General features: G+C 39.3%; 16 protein-coding genes. 9 read left to right on the forward strand and 7 right to left on the reverse strand.

What is annotated here, in order from left to right:
- Positions 1–152: 152 nt before the first annotated feature.
- The 5 genes from M0G43_RS15030 to M0G43_RS15050 all read left to right on the forward strand — a co-directional run bounded on the left by M0G43_RS15030 (position 153) and on the right by M0G43_RS15050 (position 4,674).
- Positions 153–1,262 carry an adenylate kinase gene (locus tag M0G43_RS15030; RefSeq protein WP_248027853.1) on the forward strand — a complete coding sequence of 370 codons (1,110 nt, stop codon included), beginning with the start codon at positions 153–155 and terminating at the stop codon, positions 1,260–1,262.
- Positions 1,262–1,474 carry a PLD nuclease N-terminal domain-containing protein gene (locus tag M0G43_RS15035; RefSeq protein ID WP_248027855.1) on the forward strand — a complete coding sequence of 71 codons (213 nt, stop codon included), beginning with the start codon at positions 1,262–1,264 and terminating at the stop codon, positions 1,472–1,474. Before M0G43_RS15030 ends, M0G43_RS15035 begins: the two co-directional genes overlap by 1 nt.
- Before the next feature lie 85 nt (positions 1,475–1,559).
- Positions 1,560–2,558: a GTPase ObgE gene (gene obgE / locus M0G43_RS15040; protein ID WP_248027857.1), complete on the forward strand. Its 999-nt coding sequence runs from the start codon at positions 1,560–1,562 to the stop codon at positions 2,556–2,558.
- A gap of 34 nt (positions 2,559–2,592) precedes the next feature.
- Entirely contained in the window at positions 2,593–3,501 is a 909-nt protein-coding gene (locus M0G43_RS15045; RefSeq protein ID WP_248027859.1) for an NAD(P)/FAD-dependent oxidoreductase, read from the forward strand.
- 114 nt (positions 3,502–3,615) lie between these two features.
- Complete coding sequence (locus M0G43_RS15050) at positions 3,616–4,674, forward strand: NAD(P)-dependent alcohol dehydrogenase (protein ID WP_248027861.1); 1,059 nt, start codon at positions 3,616–3,618, stop codon at positions 4,672–4,674.
- 67 nt (positions 4,675–4,741) lie between these two features.
- On the opposite strand, the gene M0G43_RS15055 is transcribed toward M0G43_RS15050, so the two are convergent.
- From M0G43_RS15055 to M0G43_RS15070, 4 genes are all read right to left on the reverse strand, one after another.
- Positions 4,742–5,509: an SDR family NAD(P)-dependent oxidoreductase gene (locus M0G43_RS15055; RefSeq protein ID WP_248027863.1), complete on the reverse strand. Its 768-nt coding sequence runs from the start codon at positions 5,507–5,509 to the stop codon at positions 4,742–4,744.
- A gap of 96 nt (positions 5,510–5,605) precedes the next feature.
- Entirely contained in the window at positions 5,606–6,532 is a 927-nt protein-coding gene (locus M0G43_RS15835; RefSeq protein ID WP_248027865.1) for a helix-turn-helix domain-containing protein, read from the reverse strand.
- Between the two features lie 126 nt (positions 6,533–6,658).
- Positions 6,659–8,059, reverse strand: coding sequence for a fibrobacter succinogenes major paralogous domain-containing protein (locus M0G43_RS15065; RefSeq protein WP_248027866.1), 1,401 nt, complete (start codon positions 8,057–8,059; stop codon positions 6,659–6,661).
- Positions 8,060–8,221: 162 nt separating this feature from the next.
- Complete coding sequence (locus M0G43_RS15070) at positions 8,222–8,917, reverse strand: cyclase family protein (protein WP_248027868.1); 696 nt, start codon at positions 8,915–8,917, stop codon at positions 8,222–8,224.
- Positions 8,918–9,105: 188 nt separating this feature from the next.
- On the opposite strand from M0G43_RS15070, the gene M0G43_RS15075 reads away from it, so the two are divergent.
- On the forward strand, positions 9,106–11,175 hold the full coding sequence (locus tag M0G43_RS15075; protein ID WP_248027870.1) for a T9SS type A sorting domain-containing protein: 2,070 nt from the start codon (positions 9,106–9,108) through the stop codon (positions 11,173–11,175).
- 444 nt (positions 11,176–11,619) lie between these two features.
- On the opposite strand, the gene M0G43_RS15080 is transcribed toward M0G43_RS15075, so the two are convergent.
- The 3 genes from M0G43_RS15080 to M0G43_RS15090 form a co-directional block, all read right to left on the reverse strand.
- The gene (locus M0G43_RS15080; RefSeq protein ID WP_248027872.1) at positions 11,620–12,564 is read right to left on the reverse strand and encodes a hypothetical protein; all 945 of its coding nucleotides are present in this window, start codon (positions 12,562–12,564) and stop codon (positions 11,620–11,622) included.
- A 60-nt stretch (positions 12,565–12,624) separates the two neighbouring features.
- Positions 12,625–13,452, reverse strand: coding sequence for a helix-turn-helix domain-containing protein (locus tag M0G43_RS15085; RefSeq protein ID WP_248027874.1), 828 nt, complete (start codon positions 13,450–13,452; stop codon positions 12,625–12,627).
- 371 nt (positions 13,453–13,823) lie between these two features.
- On the reverse strand, positions 13,824–14,141 hold the full coding sequence (locus M0G43_RS15090) for a hypothetical protein (protein ID WP_248027876.1): 318 nt from the start codon (positions 14,139–14,141) through the stop codon (positions 13,824–13,826).
- A 156-nt stretch (positions 14,142–14,297) separates the two neighbouring features.
- Here M0G43_RS15090 and M0G43_RS15095 point away from each other — a divergent pair, with 156 nt between their 5' ends.
- The 3 genes from M0G43_RS15095 (at position 14,298) to M0G43_RS15105 (ending at position 17,295) form a co-directional block, all read left to right on the forward strand.
- Positions 14,298–15,032: a hypothetical protein gene (locus tag M0G43_RS15095; protein ID WP_248027878.1), complete on the forward strand. Its 735-nt coding sequence runs from the start codon at positions 14,298–14,300 to the stop codon at positions 15,030–15,032.
- Positions 15,033–15,780: 748 nt separating this feature from the next.
- The gene (locus M0G43_RS15100) at positions 15,781–16,308 is read left to right on the forward strand and encodes a DUF4136 domain-containing protein (protein WP_248027880.1); all 528 of its coding nucleotides are present in this window, start codon (positions 15,781–15,783) and stop codon (positions 16,306–16,308) included.
- A gap of 267 nt (positions 16,309–16,575) precedes the next feature.
- A complete protein-coding gene (locus M0G43_RS15105; protein WP_248027882.1) occupies positions 16,576–17,295 on the forward strand; it encodes an SDR family oxidoreductase in 720 nt (239 codons plus the stop codon).
- Positions 17,296–17,385 lie beyond the last annotated feature (90 nt).

Genomic DNA, 17,385 nt, shown 5'->3' on the forward strand with positions numbered 1-17,385 from the left:
TACTAAAGCGAAAGATTTTTTGTTTAAAAGATAGTTGAGAAAAGGTTTGACCTTTAATCCTACAAAAATACATTTAAACTGTGAAAATCGTAAATCAAAAATCGTAAATCGTGAATCAAAATCTTATCTTTGTTGTTTAAAAGCTATTTTTCTTGATTAAATTACACGATTTATACTTTAAACCTTTTATTTCTGAACAAGAGATATTGGATGTTGTGACGCGCATGGCGAATGACATTGCCAATGACTTGGGAGATGAAATTCCGGTGTTTATTGGGATTCTTAATGGATCGTTTATGTTCGTGAGTGATTTTGTGAAGAAATTTCCAAAACCTTGTGAAGTCACATTCATTAAATTAGCATCTTACGAAGGATTGAAATCGACAGATGATATTCAGCGTTTGATAGGTTTGACACAAGATTTGACGGGACGAACTGTCATTATTCTTGAAGACATTATTGATTCGGGTAAAACGCTTGCTGAAGTGCACCGAATTTTTAAAAATGAGAACGTCAAGGAACTAAAAATAGCAACGCTTTTTTACAAACCAGAAGCATACAAAAAAGATTTTAAATTACATTACGTTGGTATCGAGATTCCGACCAAATTCATCGTAGGTTACGGTTTGGATTTCGACGGATTGGGAAGAGACCTTCCCGAAGTGTACCAACTCAAAACAACGCAACACATGACAAACATTGTCCTCTTCGGACCTCCAGGTGCTGGAAAAGGCACGCAAGCCAATTTTTTAAAGGAAAAATACAATCTGATCCATATCTCTACAGGCGATGTGTTCCGATTTAACATCAAGAACGAAACAGCTTTAGGAATGTTAGCGCAGTCCTATATGGATAAAGGCGAATTGGTGCCTGATAAGGTGACCATTGATATGTTGGCTGCTGAAGTTGAAAAAAATGCAGATGCTAACGGCTTTATCTTTGATGGTTTCCCACGTACGGATGCGCAGGCCAAGGCGTTGGATGATTTGCTAGATGAAAAAGATTCTGAGATCAATGCTATGATTGCACTTGAGGTTAATGATAAAATTTTAGTAGAGCGTTTGTTGGAAAGAGGCAAAACAAGTGGTAGACCAGATGATGCTGATGAAAATATCATCAGAAATCGCGTTAAGGAATACTACAAAAAAACGGCTATTCTTAAGGATTACTACAAGGCACAAGATAAATACTATGGTGTGGACGGTGTAGGGAGCATTGAGGAAATCACTCAAAGATTGAGTAAAGTTATAGACCAATTATAATGGATTTAGTAACTTCTGAATTGGGATTATTCTTTTGGATTTTTTTTATAGTTTTTGTCATTGTATTTCCACTATTTGCCTTGATTTCAGTGCTTTCAAATCGTTTTCCAAATAATGAAAAACTTATTTGGGTGTTAGTTATTTTATTTGCTCCTTTGTTTGGTGCAATAGCTTACTTTATAATTGGAAAATCAAGACGGATAACAAAATAAATAGATCAAGTAGCTAATGTTGTTTGCTTTCGAAAAGGATATAATAACTTTTTAAAATAAATTTCTGCTTTCGCGGAAAGAACTCATGACTGAAGGGAATTTTGTAGATTATGTAAAAATGCATGTGGCTTCTGGAAATGGAGGCAAAGGCTCTATGCACTTACATCGCGAGAAATTTGTGGCTAAAGGTGGCCCTGATGGTGGCGATGGTGGTAGAGGAGGTCATGTCATTGTCAAAGGAAACGAAAACCTTTGGACGTTGCTTCATTTGAAATTTCAAAAGCATGTGAAGGCAGGTCATGGTGAACACGGTAGTGCGTCAAGAAGTACAGGTGCCGACGGTGAAGATGTCTATATTGAAGTGCCTTTGGGAACTGTTGTCAAAGATTCTGAAACAGACGAGGTACTCTTTGAAATTACCGAACATAATGAAGAGAAAATAGTGGTAGAAGGCGGTAAAGGCGGTTTGGGTAATTGGCATTTTAAAACCTCTACCAATCAAACGCCACGCTATGCACAGCCTGGTCTTCCGAAGACTGAAAAGGATATCTTGATGGAGCTAAAAGTTCTTGCGGATGTTGGCTTGGTTGGTTTCCCAAATGCTGGAAAATCTACATTGTTGTCGGTAATCACGTCTGCAAAGCCAAAAATTGCAGATTATGAGTTCACCACATTAAAACCAAATCTTGGCATTGTAGAATATCGCGATTTCCAAACCTTTGTAATGGCAGATATTCCAGGTATTATTGAAGGTGCGGCTGAAGGGAAAGGACTTGGTCATTATTTTTTGCGTCATATTGAACGCAATTCAATTTTGTTGTTTTTGATTCCGGCAGATGCAAAAGATATTAGTAAACAATACGAAATTCTTCTGGATGAACTGCGCCGTTACAATCCTGAAATGTTGGACAAAGAGCGGTTCATTGCTATTTCCAAATGCGATATGCTTGATGCCGAATTAAAGGCTGAACTCAAAGCTGAACTCGATAAAACCTTGCCAATTGACTATATGCTGATTTCTTCAGTGGCGCAGCAAGGCATTACCGAACTAAAGGACCGGTTGTGGAAAATGCTGAATGATTGATTTTTTATTCTTCTCACATTGTTTTTTTTAGAATATGAAAAGCAAGAAAAATTTTGAAGTGATTATTATAGGAGGCAGTTATGCAGGACTTTCAGCAGCGATGTCACTTGGCCGCACCTTACGAGATGTTTTAGTAATCGATAGCGGACTTCCTTGCAACAGGCAAACACCTCACTCACAAAATTTTTTGACACAAGATGGCGAAGCACCTGCCGCCATTGCCAAAAAAGCCAAAAAGCAAGTGTTGAAATATAAAACCGTTACTTTCTACGATGGATTGGCAATAAAAGGAAAGAAAACGAAAAGTGGCTTTTCCATAACTACTGAAAAAGGAGACGTGTTCAATTCAAAAAAATTGATTTTTGCAACAGGAATTAAGGATATAATGCCAGGCATAACGGGTTTTTCAGAATGTTGGGGCATTTCTGTGGTGCATTGCCCTTATTGTCATGGTTATGAACTCCGCGGCAAAAAAACGGCTTTATTTGCAGAGCCACATAAAGCCTTTCATTTGGCATCCTTGGTATCAAATCTAACCGACGATTTGAGTATCATAACCTCCGATAAAGTTGATTTTCCAGAAGAGCAATTGGAAAAATTGAAAAATAACAAACTTCGAATCATAGAAAAATCAGTCAAGGAAATCATTCACAGAGGCGGACAAATTGAAAAGGTTATTTATACTGACGATAGTGAGGAAGAGTTTGACGCTATGTATGCAGCACTTCCTTTTGAGCAACATTGTTCTGTTCCAGAAGAAATGGGTTGTGAATTGACAGAACTCGGACATTTGCGAATCACAGCTTTCCAACAAACAACAATCGAAGGGGTGTATGCCTGTGGCGACAATTCTGCGATGATGCGTTCCTTGGCAAATGCAGTGTATACTGGTAACCTCACGGGTGCTATTATTAATAAAGAACTTTCAGAGGAAGCCTTCTAGTTTTAGATTCTGAATACGAGCTGATTTTTGAAACGTTAAACTATCTTTAATATCCAAGGTATTTCACCTGCAATTCTGATTAATTGCTTAACTTGTTGGTAAAACCAATAGATAATGAGCACTACACAAGTTAAGGCCTATGGCACGCAAGCTGCTGATGCCGATTTAAAAGAAATTATTATAAAAAGAAGAGAACTTACACCTAAAGATGTCGAGATAGACATCCTTTATTGTGGTGTTTGCCATTCTGATTTACACACTGCCAGAAATGATTGGCAGAATACAGTATACCCAGCTGTTCCCGGTCACGAAATAGTTGGTAAAGTCACAAATGTTGGTGACAGCGTTACCAAATACAAAGTTGGCGATACGGTGGCTGTTGGATGTCTGGTAGATAGCTGTAGAGCATGTTCAAGCTGTAAAGATGATTTGGAGCAATATTGCGAAAATGGATGGACAGGTACTTATAACGGTCCTGATAAGCATTTGGAAGGACAGCAAACATACGGAGGCTATTCGCAAAAAGTGGTAGTTGATGAACATTTTGTACTCAAAGTGCCTGAAAATCTAGACCTCGCTGCGGTGGCGCCAGTATTATGTGCTGGCATTACGACTTGGTCGCCTTTACGTCATTGGAATGTCAAGGAAGGTAGCAAAGTGGCGGTTGTGGGCCTTGGCGGACTAGGTCATATGGCGATTAAGTTGGCTAAAGGCCTTGGTGCTGAAGTGTTTTTGTTCTCCAGAAGTCCAGAAAAGAAGCAGGATGCGAAAGAGTTGGGCTGCGATGCCGTAATCATTTCAACCGATGAAAACCAGATGGAGGCTGTAGCAGGTAAGTTTGATGTCATCATCGATACGGTTCCTTATGAGCACGACTTGAATCCTTACATTGCAACATTACATCATAGCGGAACTTTAGTTCTCGTAGGTTTTCTAGGTCCGTTGGAATCAATCCTGAACACAGCACCCATGGTGATGGGGAGAAAAGCAATTTCGGGTTCTTTGATAGGTGGTATTGCGGAAACACAGGAATTATTGGATTTCTGCGGAGAAAAAAATATCGTATCAGATATAGAAATGATTGACATACAAAACATTAATGAAGCCTATGAACGAATGCTAAAAAGTGATGTAAAATATCGTTTTGTCATTGATATGAAGTCGCTCAATTAATTCTATACTTAACATGAAAAAAGCCATCTATATAAGATGGCTTTTTTCATTCATAGAGTTTCATTCACTAAACAAAAATTCCTCCAGAGACTTCAATGCGTTGATTGTTCACCCATTTTGAATCATCTGAACAAAGGAAAGCAACCACGCCACCGATGTCATCAGGAAGACCCACACGACCCAATACCGTTAAGGATGCAATATTGTCATTTAACTCTTTGTTGTCACGAACGGCACCTCCACCAAAATCAGTTTCAATGGCACCTGGAGCAACCGTGTTCACACGGATTTTACGACCACCCAATTCTTTCGCCTGATAACTGGATAATGTTTCCACACCGCCTTTCATAATGGCGTATGCCGAATAGCCAGGGAAAGAAAAACGCGTCAATCCTGACGAAATGTTCACAATGCTACTGCCATCCTTTAAAACGGTAAGCAACTTTTGAGTCAAGAAGTAAGGTGCTTTTAGATGGATGTCTACCATTTGGTCAAAACCTTCTTCGGTGGTTGATTTGAAATCGGAGTGGTAACCAACGCCTGCATTGTTCACCAAAGCATCGATACCATTCACTCCAAGGTTGTTTTTCAAAACCTCTGTTAGTTGTTCTTTGAAGCTATCAAATGTTTCGCTTTTTGCAACGTCCAATTGAAGTGCCGCGGCATTTTGCCCAAGACTTTTAATCTCTTTTACCACAGATTCTGCCTCATCCGATTTACTGTGATAGGTGAGCACAACGTTGAATCCTTTGAGTGCCAATTGAAGTGCCATATCTCTGCCTAAACCTCTACTGCCTCCTGTTACCAAGGCCGTTTTGTTTGCTGTTGTTGTCATCGTTTAAAGTTTTAAAATTAATGATGGTACAAAGTTCAGCAATAGGTTGTGATTCGAGTTATGAATTTCAAACCGATGTTTATTAAATTCAAATAATCATTCTCTGAATGCCATTGGGGAGATATCTGTGTTTTTCTTGAAGAAGTTTGAAAAGTTGGAAACTTCATCAAATCCAAGACTATATGCAATTTCCGAAATATTCCAAGAAGTTTGACGTAAAAGCACCTTGGCTTCTTGGGTTACACGACTGGCAATAATTTCCGTAGTGGTTTTTCCAGTGGATTCTTTTAAGACTTTGTTGAGGTGGTTCACGTGAACGCGCAACGTATTGGCAAAATCCTTGGCGGTTTTTAATTGTAGACTTTGCGTGGTAGATTCTATGGGGAATTGTCGCTCCAGCAGTTCGATGAATAAGGTGAAAATGCGTGTGGAAGCATTCTGGTTAGTATTATCATATGCCATCGGCTCCAGTTTTTGCCCTTGCAGAATCAGTTCCATCACTTGGTTGCGAAGTAGGTCATATTTAAATGGATAATCGGAGCTCATTTCCTCGTGCATCTTCTTAAAAATGTGCTTATAGATATCGACTTGATTAGGTGCCAACTGATAAATAAAGTTGCTTTGCGGTTGAAAAACTGGTAGCTTGTCTATGTTGAATCCTGTTTTTGATTTCAATAAAAATTCAGGAGTGAAGACACAAAAATGCCCAGTTTGCTGCTCGCTCAAAGGGACATACCGATACGGAATCTTCGGAGTGGCAAACAAAATAGCCGAATCCTTAATGTCAATCACCTTATCTGCATATTCCACACGGTTTTCACCGATGATGAGACTGATTTTGTAATAGCTCCTCCTATTATAAGGCATACTGCCTTTACTACAGTAATTTTTAAGTTTTTCAATATCAAACACATTAAAGTGCCCAATATTTTGACCGTTCTGTTGCTCTAAAAACTGCGAAAGGTCATTACAGGGTTTCCCAAAAACTTCCTGATAAAACGCTTTTACCGATACCGATTCCACAATCTGTTATTAAAATCAAATAATGCAAAGATAGAAATTTATTATTTGAGAATCTTGACATTGCGTTTTTAATAAAAAAAACCCTCCGCAAAAACGAAGGGTCTTGGATTTCATTAAAGGAAACAATTAATCTCTCACACAACGAATGCTCAATCCTGACTTTTTATTTTGTACTCCGGGGTCTGCTGACGCTTGATTGTAATACATCGTAAATTTAAAGGCATTTTGAGGGTTGGAAACCGTTGCTGAAGAAGTCCACCAGACTCCATTGTTGCCAATGCCACTTGACGCGCCATTATTGTTCACTAAACCTCCCGGCAGGGCTGAATAGCCAAACTCGTTGGTCGCACCAGTATTAGGAGCATTCCAGCCCGTCGTGCTTTTTAGTTTACCGCCCGCTACAGTTGCACCTCCTAAAAACTGTGCTGTATCAGACAGTTCTTCAACAGTTGGTATATGCCATCCTTCTGGTGCTAAACCTCTTGGGTCATTTGCGGCATACCAGTTATAAAGCTTACCGTAGGTAGCTTCATTGCTAGGGTCATTGTTGTAATAGCGCCACGCACCAGTAGTTAAACTGGCCCATGCTGCTGCATCTTGTACATGAGGTATAGGGTCGCCATTTCGATAGTGCGATACATTAAGATTAGAACTTAACCACGACATCCCATCGATTGTGACATAAGTGTAGACATTACCATCAACATCCACCACATTTAAATTACAATCGCTATCGCTTACAAAACTACCTTGAGCACCAGGAGCCGAGCCGTAATTTGGTGCTGCCCAAGTTCCTGATATTTCAGAGCAATCTGCATAAACACCATAGGTGTGAGTGCCACTCCATGTCACATCATATCCTAAAATGCTAAATGTGCCATCAACGTCACAGTCGGTTTTTAAAGCGCCCGCAGTGCAGTTGCTTTGAGAGCCTGTAGAAGCTGTATAAACACGACCTCCATATGCCACTTGGGTCATGATGTTTTGTTGATCGCCTTCGCCAATGGTCATCACATTCCATGTCAGGTTGGTGTTCGGAAACCCGACACCTATACTGCCGCAATTATCACAGTTGTAACTTCCAGTGACAGGAGTTGCGGGAGCTGCTGCTGTAGAACGTGCCATCAGCACATCCGCATCTTCATTATTAAATCTTACATCTGTTACGATAGGATTGTTGCCATCGCTGTCAGTAATCAACATCCATGAGACATCAGAAGAACCTGTACTATTAAAAAGTATAGGGTCATTACTGCCATATAGGGCCGCCGTACTTCTCAATTCGATAGTTGCACCTGATTTTAAAGTCAATACGGCAGTTGCCATACCATCAGTGTCATTTACCGTCATTTCAATAGAGCCTCGTTTAGTGCCTTCGGTGTTTGTAAACACACCTCTATAAAGAGTATTGGATGTGGGCGTTTCAACAGGATTGTTGCTTGTCGGATCGTTTTGGGTTACAGGGTCGTCAGAGCACGAAAAGAGTGTCAATGCTACTAAAGACGCTGCCGTCATCAGTTTTTTCATAGGTTAAGTATTTAAAAATTGGGTTTAGACGCTAAAATAAAGAAAACACTGGTGTTTGGAAAATATCTCAATGGGTTTTCGATGAAGCGATGGTACTTAAATTTAGTGAAATGTATATCTGATTGGAAGTGAGTGTTTTGCTAAAAATGAAGTATAAAATTCTTAATCCTCAAACACCGCTACTGCTCTAACAGGAGAGCCTGTGCCACCTCTTATTTTTAAAGGAAGTCCAATAAACCGAAAGCGTCCTCGTCCAATCAACAAATGAAGATTAACCATATTTTCGTAATGTGTAAAATTCAGTTCTCCACAAATATGATGCACTTCCTTATTGGACACACCGGGCACTCCGGGCGACATGGTTTCAACCCCAAAAGCTGATACGCCCTGTTCACCTAGCCATCGAGCGGTAGCTACAGAAATACCGGGTCCGTTCCCCCAATCATCACTATTAAAATACTTTCGAAAATGATCCGTATAAATCAATACTGTATCACCTTTCTTAATCTCAAGATGATCTTTTGTGCAAGCTTTCTCAATCTCAAAAGGCTCTATCAATTCCTTTAGCTCTTTATGCGAGAAGTCTAAACAAATACCTTCCGTATAAAACATAGATAAAGGCATCGTGTCTATCGACTGTCCTTCATACTGTTTCGCCATATGGTTAATGGCATCTACATGTGTACCTGTATGCTCCCCAAGTTCTAGTTTATGCACAGCTGGAGTTCGTTTATCGGGATGTTTAACGCCTTCCCATTCCTCATGCGAATTATGAACCGACATCTTCACTTGGGGAAGATCTTTATATACAGGCATCCCTTCGTATATTTCTTGACTTAAGTCTATAATTTCGGGCATCTATGAGTACTTTTCAAATTTAAATTTGATACTGTTCAAAGATAAATGATTTTGGATTGACGGTAAATCAAAACACAAGATCTGTGCAATGTCATCAAATTTTATGTTTTTTTTTAAAGGGTTTTATGTGACCAGCTTATATGTTTAATTACTTATTTATTTTATATCTTTAAAAAAAACCTTTTGGAATGAAACACTTATACTTTTACTGCTCTTTATTTTTACTGCCCTTTCTAGGATTCTCACAATGCCCTGAAGGGAATCTTTTGTTGTTCAGTCAATCGGATATTGATAATTTTAGTAATACTTACCCAAACTGTACGGCTATCCAAGGTTTTGTTATTATACAGGGCAGTGATATAGTAGATGTGTCATCCTTATCTATGTTAAATTCGGTGGGTAGTCTGTTAATCAACCAGACATCGTTAACAAACATAGTTGGATTAGAAGATCTAACTATCACAGGCTTGGATAACGAAGACGCATTTTTAGTTATTGACAATAATCCTATGCTGCAAAATCTTCAGTTTTTAGATAATTATTTAGCCAATGTACCACTCGTTTTTGTCATAAGGGATATGTCTTCTCTAACATCATTGGCAGGCGCTGACAGTATCACAGAGTTTGTAACTCTTTATTTAGAAAACAATGATGCGCTAACGAGTCTAAATGGCCTAAATGAGAATTTAAATTTTGTTACCGGATTTCAATCTCCATTATTGTACATTACTGAAAACGATATGCTTTCTGATATTACAATGCTTGAAACGGCACAATGGAACAATGCTCTCACAGCCGAGATTACTAACAATTCCCAATTGTTCGTTTGCAGTAATGCATTGGTCTGTTCTTTGGCATCAATTGATGCGATTACCGTATCTAACAACGCTCCGGGCTGTAATAGCCTAGCAGAAGTTTCTGCTTCATGCGGCACATGTCCCGAAGGACCATTAGTCTTAAATTCACAGGCACAGGTTGATGCTTTTGCCACCATGTATCCAGATTGCACAGCACTTTCAAATGGTCTTTATATCACTGGTGCTGACATTACAGATTTATCACCGCTGTCTTCTATTACATCAATTTCCTCTGATATATTAATAGAAAGCAACCCATTATTGACCAATCTCACTGGATTGGAAAATGTGGTTGAACTAGATACCAATTTTGAGAGTTTGATGCTCATAGACAATCCACTATTAAATGATATCAGTGCACTTCAAAATATGGTGCATAGTGAATTCGGCTATTATATAGTCATTGATAATAATGATTCATTGACGAATTTAGTCGGTTTGGAGAATATTTACACAGAAGAAATTTATATTACAGATAATGAAGTATTACAAACTTTGAATGGTCTTACAGGTAATATGCCAATACAGATTTATATTGAAAATAATCCAATTTTAAATGATATTTCTGCATTCGAAGGCCTGAATTTCGATCCTCTGTACTACCCACTATTGTCTATTAGAAACAATCCTAATTTGAATGTTTGCAACATTGCACCATTTTGTACATCTATAGCCTCTTATTATAGCGAAAACGTTAATAATTCAAATTATCGAATCGAAAACAATGCTCCTGGCTGCACTAGTATTCCAGAAGTAGCATTGGCATGTGGCATTATACCCAGCAATGATGAATGTAATGATGCTGTGGCTCTCATGTTCGGTACACCCATCAATGCCTATACAAATTATAGTACAGCATCTACTCAAACGCCAAGTTGTAACGATGCTATAGACCGTCAGGATGTTTGGTTTGCGTTCTATTCTGGAGATGTTACTTCCGTAGATATATCAGTAGATGGTGGATATTACCTACAGTTGTGGCAAGGAGATTGCACTAGCCTCAACCAAGTAACTGATGCTTGTGGTGCGATGTCACTGCAAGATATCCCTATCACTGCAAATACCACATATTATGTTCAGGTATGGTCTATCGGAGAACCAAGACTCGGCAACAACACATTGTTCGAGCTCCTTGTGGAAGATGCCACACTTTCCGTGCCTGAAGCGAATCTCGAAAACATATCTATCTATCCAAATCCGGTCAAGGATAAATTGGTCATAGAAGCTAACAGTATTACAGAAAGAATAGAACTCTACAATATGTTAGGTCAATTGGTGATGATATCTCACCCAATAGCTGCACGTACTGATTTAGACACCAAACAACTTCAGTCCGGTATGTATATCCTAAAGATTATTAACGGTAATCAAGCAGCAACCTTTAGGGTCATGAAAGAATAATACTAAAGACTGTACAATTTCATTATGATTTTGCAATTTTATAAATAAACATGCAAGTTATATAACAACTAATGAAAATTGTGTAAGACGAACCAGTTTAGATTATCGCATCTTTGTAATGGTTGGTTAGTTATAAAAGACCAAATGACACTTATCATTTGGCATATAAAAAAAAGCAGACATCTTTGTCTGCTTTTTTTTATGGTTACGTGTCGATATAATTTGTTGATAATGAACTATTGTAAATCACAATCCAAGCAATAGAATTACAAACTTGTTGATTATTTCAAAATTGCGTACAACGTTTATGTATATGAGCTGTGTCGTGTCTCGGCACGAACCATTAAAAGTACAAAACTCCGCTGGCAAATCCGATAGGATTTTCCAGATAAGCGATGACCAAGCAATGGTTTATACGCGGTGTTAGCAACTGGTATTTTATTATTAAGTTTTATTCCAATTTAAATAAACATTTGCCACAGATGGATGAACTTCTTTATATAACATATCAATAAATTCTTCATCGGTCATCTCTTCCTGATGCTTTTCTAAAGCATTCCAAAGTTTTTTCAATACTATTTCCCCTCCACTATGATAAATATCTTTTGCGGCTGAATGTAGCATGCATTGGTACCACCCGTAATTTTTAGGTCCCATTCCCAAAGTTGGATACAACTCCTCAAAGTCTTCTAGACTTGTGAATTTAAACTCTGCCTTACCCATTCCGATTACCATATTTGGAAACGTCTCTAGAGCAGGCAAAAGTTCAGGTTGTTTTTCGGCTATATAGGTATGCAACATTATGTTCACAAACAATTCGCCCATCCAATAGCGATGCATGTTCAGACCCGCTTGCGATGTATAGGAATGTCCCATTTCGTGAAGGGCAAGCAAATCAAAGAAGGGCATCATGCTGAACGAACCATCTAGTTTGCCATATGCTGTTGTGACATCTGCGGCTATTGAAGGATGAAGGCTGTCAACAGGCGGTAAGAAACTGCGCCAAAAGTCATTGTCTTCAGCTGCAATGACCAATTGCCCGCTTGTTGCATTATGTGGAAATCCATACACCTCACGGAGAGGTTTGGCAGCAAATTCTTTCCAGTGTTTGGGAGCTAGTATGTACAGTGTCGTTTTGGGTGTAAATCCTATCTCTTTTTGAAAATAAGTGCCTGCGTCCTCCATAAACATCGCAATGCTTATGGCTCTTTCTTCATAACCCTGACTGTAATAGAATGTTTGGGTATAGTCCTTTAATTCTTCGAGTGGGAAAGACTCGTTGGTGGACTTTAACGTGTCTTGTGCAAAAGCAATATTGCAAAGCAAAAGCACTCCTACAATGATGCGAATACTGCGGTGCTTAATGTGATGTTTAGAATGTGTTGTCATGATTTTTTTTAGCAAAGATATGTGGCACACCTATCGTTGGCATAGTAAAAAATCGACAACTTAATAGTTCAGGTCTTTTTGCATACGCAAAGGCGTTGAAAGCAATTGCTGTTCAATAACGGAAGGATTTGCTCCTGCAAAGGTTTTGAAATCCCTTATCATATGCATGTGGTCAAAGTAACCTGCGTCATATGCTACTTGTGTCCAGTTAAGTTGCGGACAAGATTCGTGCAATCTGTAGGCTTTTGAAAATTTCAGAATGCGTGCAAAGAGCTTTGGATTCATCCCAATCCGTTCTTTGCATTTTCTTTCAAATTGTTTTAAGCTTAAACAGGAAAACGAGGCCGTTTTTTCGATAGTCATCGTTCCATGATAGCTTAACAGCATACCCAAAGCGGAATCAATAGGTAAAATTCCTTTAAGGTTTTTAACCTCATTTAAAAGGAATTTTTCTACAATGTTTTTTCCCTCTTCCAGGCTGGGTGTGTTTTGTAGTTGTTCGTTGATAGACTTCATTTCTCTACCAAAGAAGTCAAGGGCATCAAATCCACCATCGAACAGTTCGTGCATGGGAATGCCCAACATTCGATACATACCACCCGGAAGAAAATCAACGCGTATGGCCGATAATTGACGATGCACTTTTATATTCACACGTGAAAATTGTGGACCTACCAATACCGTAAGTGGTTGTTTACGAAAATCGCCTTTTTCTACCCTTCCAATAGATACGGCATGATTACAATAAAACATCAGTGATTGAAAAGGCGTAGGAGGATAAGGTGTCACCACATCTTTAATTCCTTCAGGAAGTAAGACGTTTACAGTAGATATGTTCAAGACATATTCTTGTAGAGCTGGATGCGGTATATATATCTTTACTTCCAAATATACGCGTCTTAAATTTTAACAATATCCCTAACGATTTTTCGTGTTCAAATTGATGTTGTATGATTTGCTTGTTGCTAACTTGTTATATGTGGAATAAATATACACATTTACCCCATAATTTCACCGGATATATGCACCTTTTGTGCCTCATTATCAATTTTTTTTAATTTCTCTATCGCCTGGTCTAATTGCTTCTTATCACTACCTAATCTTTTCTTGTTACATGGGTATAGATCATGGTGGTTTCTGGCCGTGCATGGCCCAATAAGCTTTGTAAAAAGTGCAGGGCCTACATCATTTTCAAGTAAATGTGTGGCATGGCTCTAGCAAGTGTTTTGTGTTCAGAAAAAATAGAATAAGAGGTCGTTTTATGCCCCAAAAACCGAGATCAAATCGGTAACATTCGCAAGCATAAGCGAGCCCACAAGAGCCAGAAAGCCGAGGTTAAGAAACAGACCAACTATTTTTTGAAAGGTATTGGTGTCTTTAAGTCCGCGAATCGATGCCACCAGCCCTACCATGGCCATGATGATGACCGTAAGCGTCATCAATCCATACAGTATGCTCGATAGCTGTATGCCCTCAATAAAAAGCACCGAACTGATAAGGGTAAACCCCGCCAACAATGCGAGTGCCAAAACAGCAAACTTAAAACCGGTATGAGAAAGAGGAATGTTCATATTCATACCTCAAAGATACCATGTTAAAGCCTTGTTAAATTACATTTAAATATTTAACTGTTATATAATTATAATATTTTAAATTAATTGTACATAACAACCTATCATTTTATTTCCTACATTCACATTTAAAATCTTTAACCTACTAATACCCAAAGTCCCATGTCTAAAAAGAAACGTGTCTATCAGGAAACAGGCCACGCCGTAAACCTTGACAATTTCGGTCTGCAAATTAGTTTTGTTCGCAACTATGGCGCTCCGTATAATCCAGCTGCCATTAGGCTTACGCTTAACGCTCTCGAGAATTTTTTTGAAGATGCCAAGGCAGCCCTAGAAATGGTAACTGCCAAGGTCGGGGCATTTAAGAATGTAGCAGGGGAACGCCAGTTGGCATTTTTGGCTCTTGAGCCACTCACCACGCGGCTTATGGGTTTGATGCAAGCGCTAGGGGCCAGCACGGCAATGCTCGAAGATGCTCGGTTTTATAAACGCAAGCTAGAGGGGCGGCGTGCCAAAGCCATCGACCCAAACAGTTCACAAAAAGCCATCAGTGCTTGCCAGCGTTCGTATGGCAACAGATATTTTCATTTCCAAGGCTTCCTGGGAGTCTTAAAGAGTCTGGAAGGCTATGCATCCAACGAAGCCGATTTGACCATTGAGGCACTTGAGACTAGGCTAGAGGAGTTGCTTGCCTATAATGCGGCTGTAGATACTGCCAATGCCGAGTTAAAGTTGGCGCGCGTCAACCGAAATAAGGTTTTTTACGCACCTGTCACGGGCATGCTTTCGCTTGCAGCCGATGTCAAAGCCTATACTAAAGCCGTCTTTGGGTTCAGCAGCGGCTTTTATCAGGCTATGCATGGCATACGCTTTACGAGGATTGTTAGGAAGTTGTAGACTAGTTTTCAGGATGATGATAGTTTAAGATTTGCTGTCATGCTGAACTTCTTTCAGCATCTCACGTAATCAATATAATACTTCGGGCAGTCTCATTATTACAGATGGAATACTATTGGATGCATGTATCAAGAACTACTTCACATTCACAATTCATGGTATTAATATTTGCAGTTGTAAAATGACTGTACCACTGTAATTCCGTACCCCTCGAATGCACATCCCTAGATATGCAATGTACTTTGGTAAACCTCTTTTGCACAAACCTACATGATGGTTGTATATCCTTAAACCTCTAATGAGATATCGATACACCTTTGATTAATTCAAAGACACGTTTGATGAATACTGACAGATGATTCTTGCACCTTAAAACAGCATCAAGGTATATGAATACACATACAATATGTATTATTAAACAGTTGTTGCACATCCTAACACCGTTCAGTAAATACCCAATGTATCGCAAGTAATTTGTCTATGCTTGGTATTATTATAGGAATGCTTGAAAGCAAAGGTTAACGTCCCTTGAGAATTGGGCAATGTCTTGTGCACAACCGCCGCACGTTCGAATCTAACGCTGTAATGCTTGGCATCATGATGTAGAAGCTTTTATGCTATAAGCAATCACTTTATAGAAACACCTAGCCCCTCAATAACCAAAGCTGTCCCCTCGCAAGGTATAAGTGATGACTGTTAAGATCTTTCTAGGGTTCCCCAATTTTCCCTATCTTTAAAATAAAAAATTATGAAAAAGTTACCTTATCTACTCATCCTGTTTTTGGTACTGTCTGCCTGCGCACCCGTACGTGTGGACTACGATTATGACAAAACCACCAACTTCAGTACCTACAAGACTTACAACTACTATTCGCCGCTTAACACAGGCTTGAGCGAGCTCGATACCAAGCGTTTATTGACGGCCTTTGATACCGCCATGCAAGCCAAAGGGTTTACCCTCTCTGACACCCCGGATTTTCTGGTGAACATTCAAAGTCAAGAATTCCAAGACGTTCAGAGAAATAACGTTGGCGTTGGCGTAGGTGGCGGCGGCGGTAATGTAGGAGGTGGCATCTCCATCGGTATTCCAGTAGGGCAACCAGACATCAACCGCGAGATTATTTTTGATTTTGTAGATGATAGTAAAACAGGCCTCTTTTGGCAAGCCGTAAGTGCAAGTGGCTACAGTCCAAAAGCCACCCCCGAAGCACGCGAAGCACAATTTCAAAAAATCGTCACCAAAGTATTGGCTCAATATCCACCCGAAGTGAAGTAAGCGGTGTTCAATATTCAGTGTTCAGTTGGCAGTGTATAGTGATCAGTCATTAGTATTTAGTAGACGGAGTTCGTTAGGTCGTGTGTTCTCTAAGTGATTTAACTGTAAACCGTCAACTGTAAACTGTAAATCATCAGCCATCATCTCTTTCTTATGAAAAGTTTAACCCTTTTGCGTTAATGGGTGTGCAATGTATATCGTAATTTTAGGGTGAATTCAATTAGAAATCGCCAATGGCACGCAGTCAATGGCTAAAATCAACACAAAATGAAAGAATTAAAAGATAAAGTAGCCCTAATTACAGGTGGTAGTAAGGGTATAGGATATGGTATAGCTTTAAGCCTGATGAATGAAGGCGTTAAAGTCGTTATAACCAGTCGAGATGAAGACCGTGCCCTGGAGGCATCGCAACGTTTGGACAAAGAAACTACCAGCGATGTAAAGGCCTACGGTATTCAAGCCGATGTGCGCGACTTTGAAAGTCAACAACAGGCGGTTAAACAAGTGGTGGAACAGTTTGGCCAACTTGATATTGTCATTGCCAATGCAGGTTTGGGGCATTTTGCATCTATTGAAGACTTAACGGCAGAGCAGTGGCAAGAAACCATCGACACCAATCTTACAGGAGCGTTTTATTCCATCAAAGCCAGCGTGGACGCCTTAAAAAAATCGAAGGGTTATTACATCACGATCTCCAGTTTGGCAGGTACTAACTTTTTTGCCAATGGATCTGCTTATAATGCGAGTAAATTTGGAGTGACAGGTTTTACCCAAGCTGTGATGCTTGATTTAAGAAAGTATGGTATCAAGGTAAGTACGATTATGCCAGGGTCAGTAGCGACACATTTCAACGGCAACGAACCCGATGATAGCGATGCCTGGAAGATCCAGATAGAAGATATAGGACAATTGGTAGTCGATTTATTAAAAATGAATGAAAGAACCTTGCCTAGCAAAATCGAGGTAAGACCCACCACACCCAAATAGATTAGTTAGACGGATGAGAACGTTAGACGTTTGAGAAAGTGAGACTCGTTAACCGAGTTGAACATATTACTACTTTAAAATTAAAAAAGA

Origin of the sequence: Subsaxibacter sp. CAU 1640, from assembly GCF_023156585.1 — a bacterium.
GTDB lineage: Bacteria > Bacteroidota > Bacteroidia > Flavobacteriales > Flavobacteriaceae > JBPOFM01.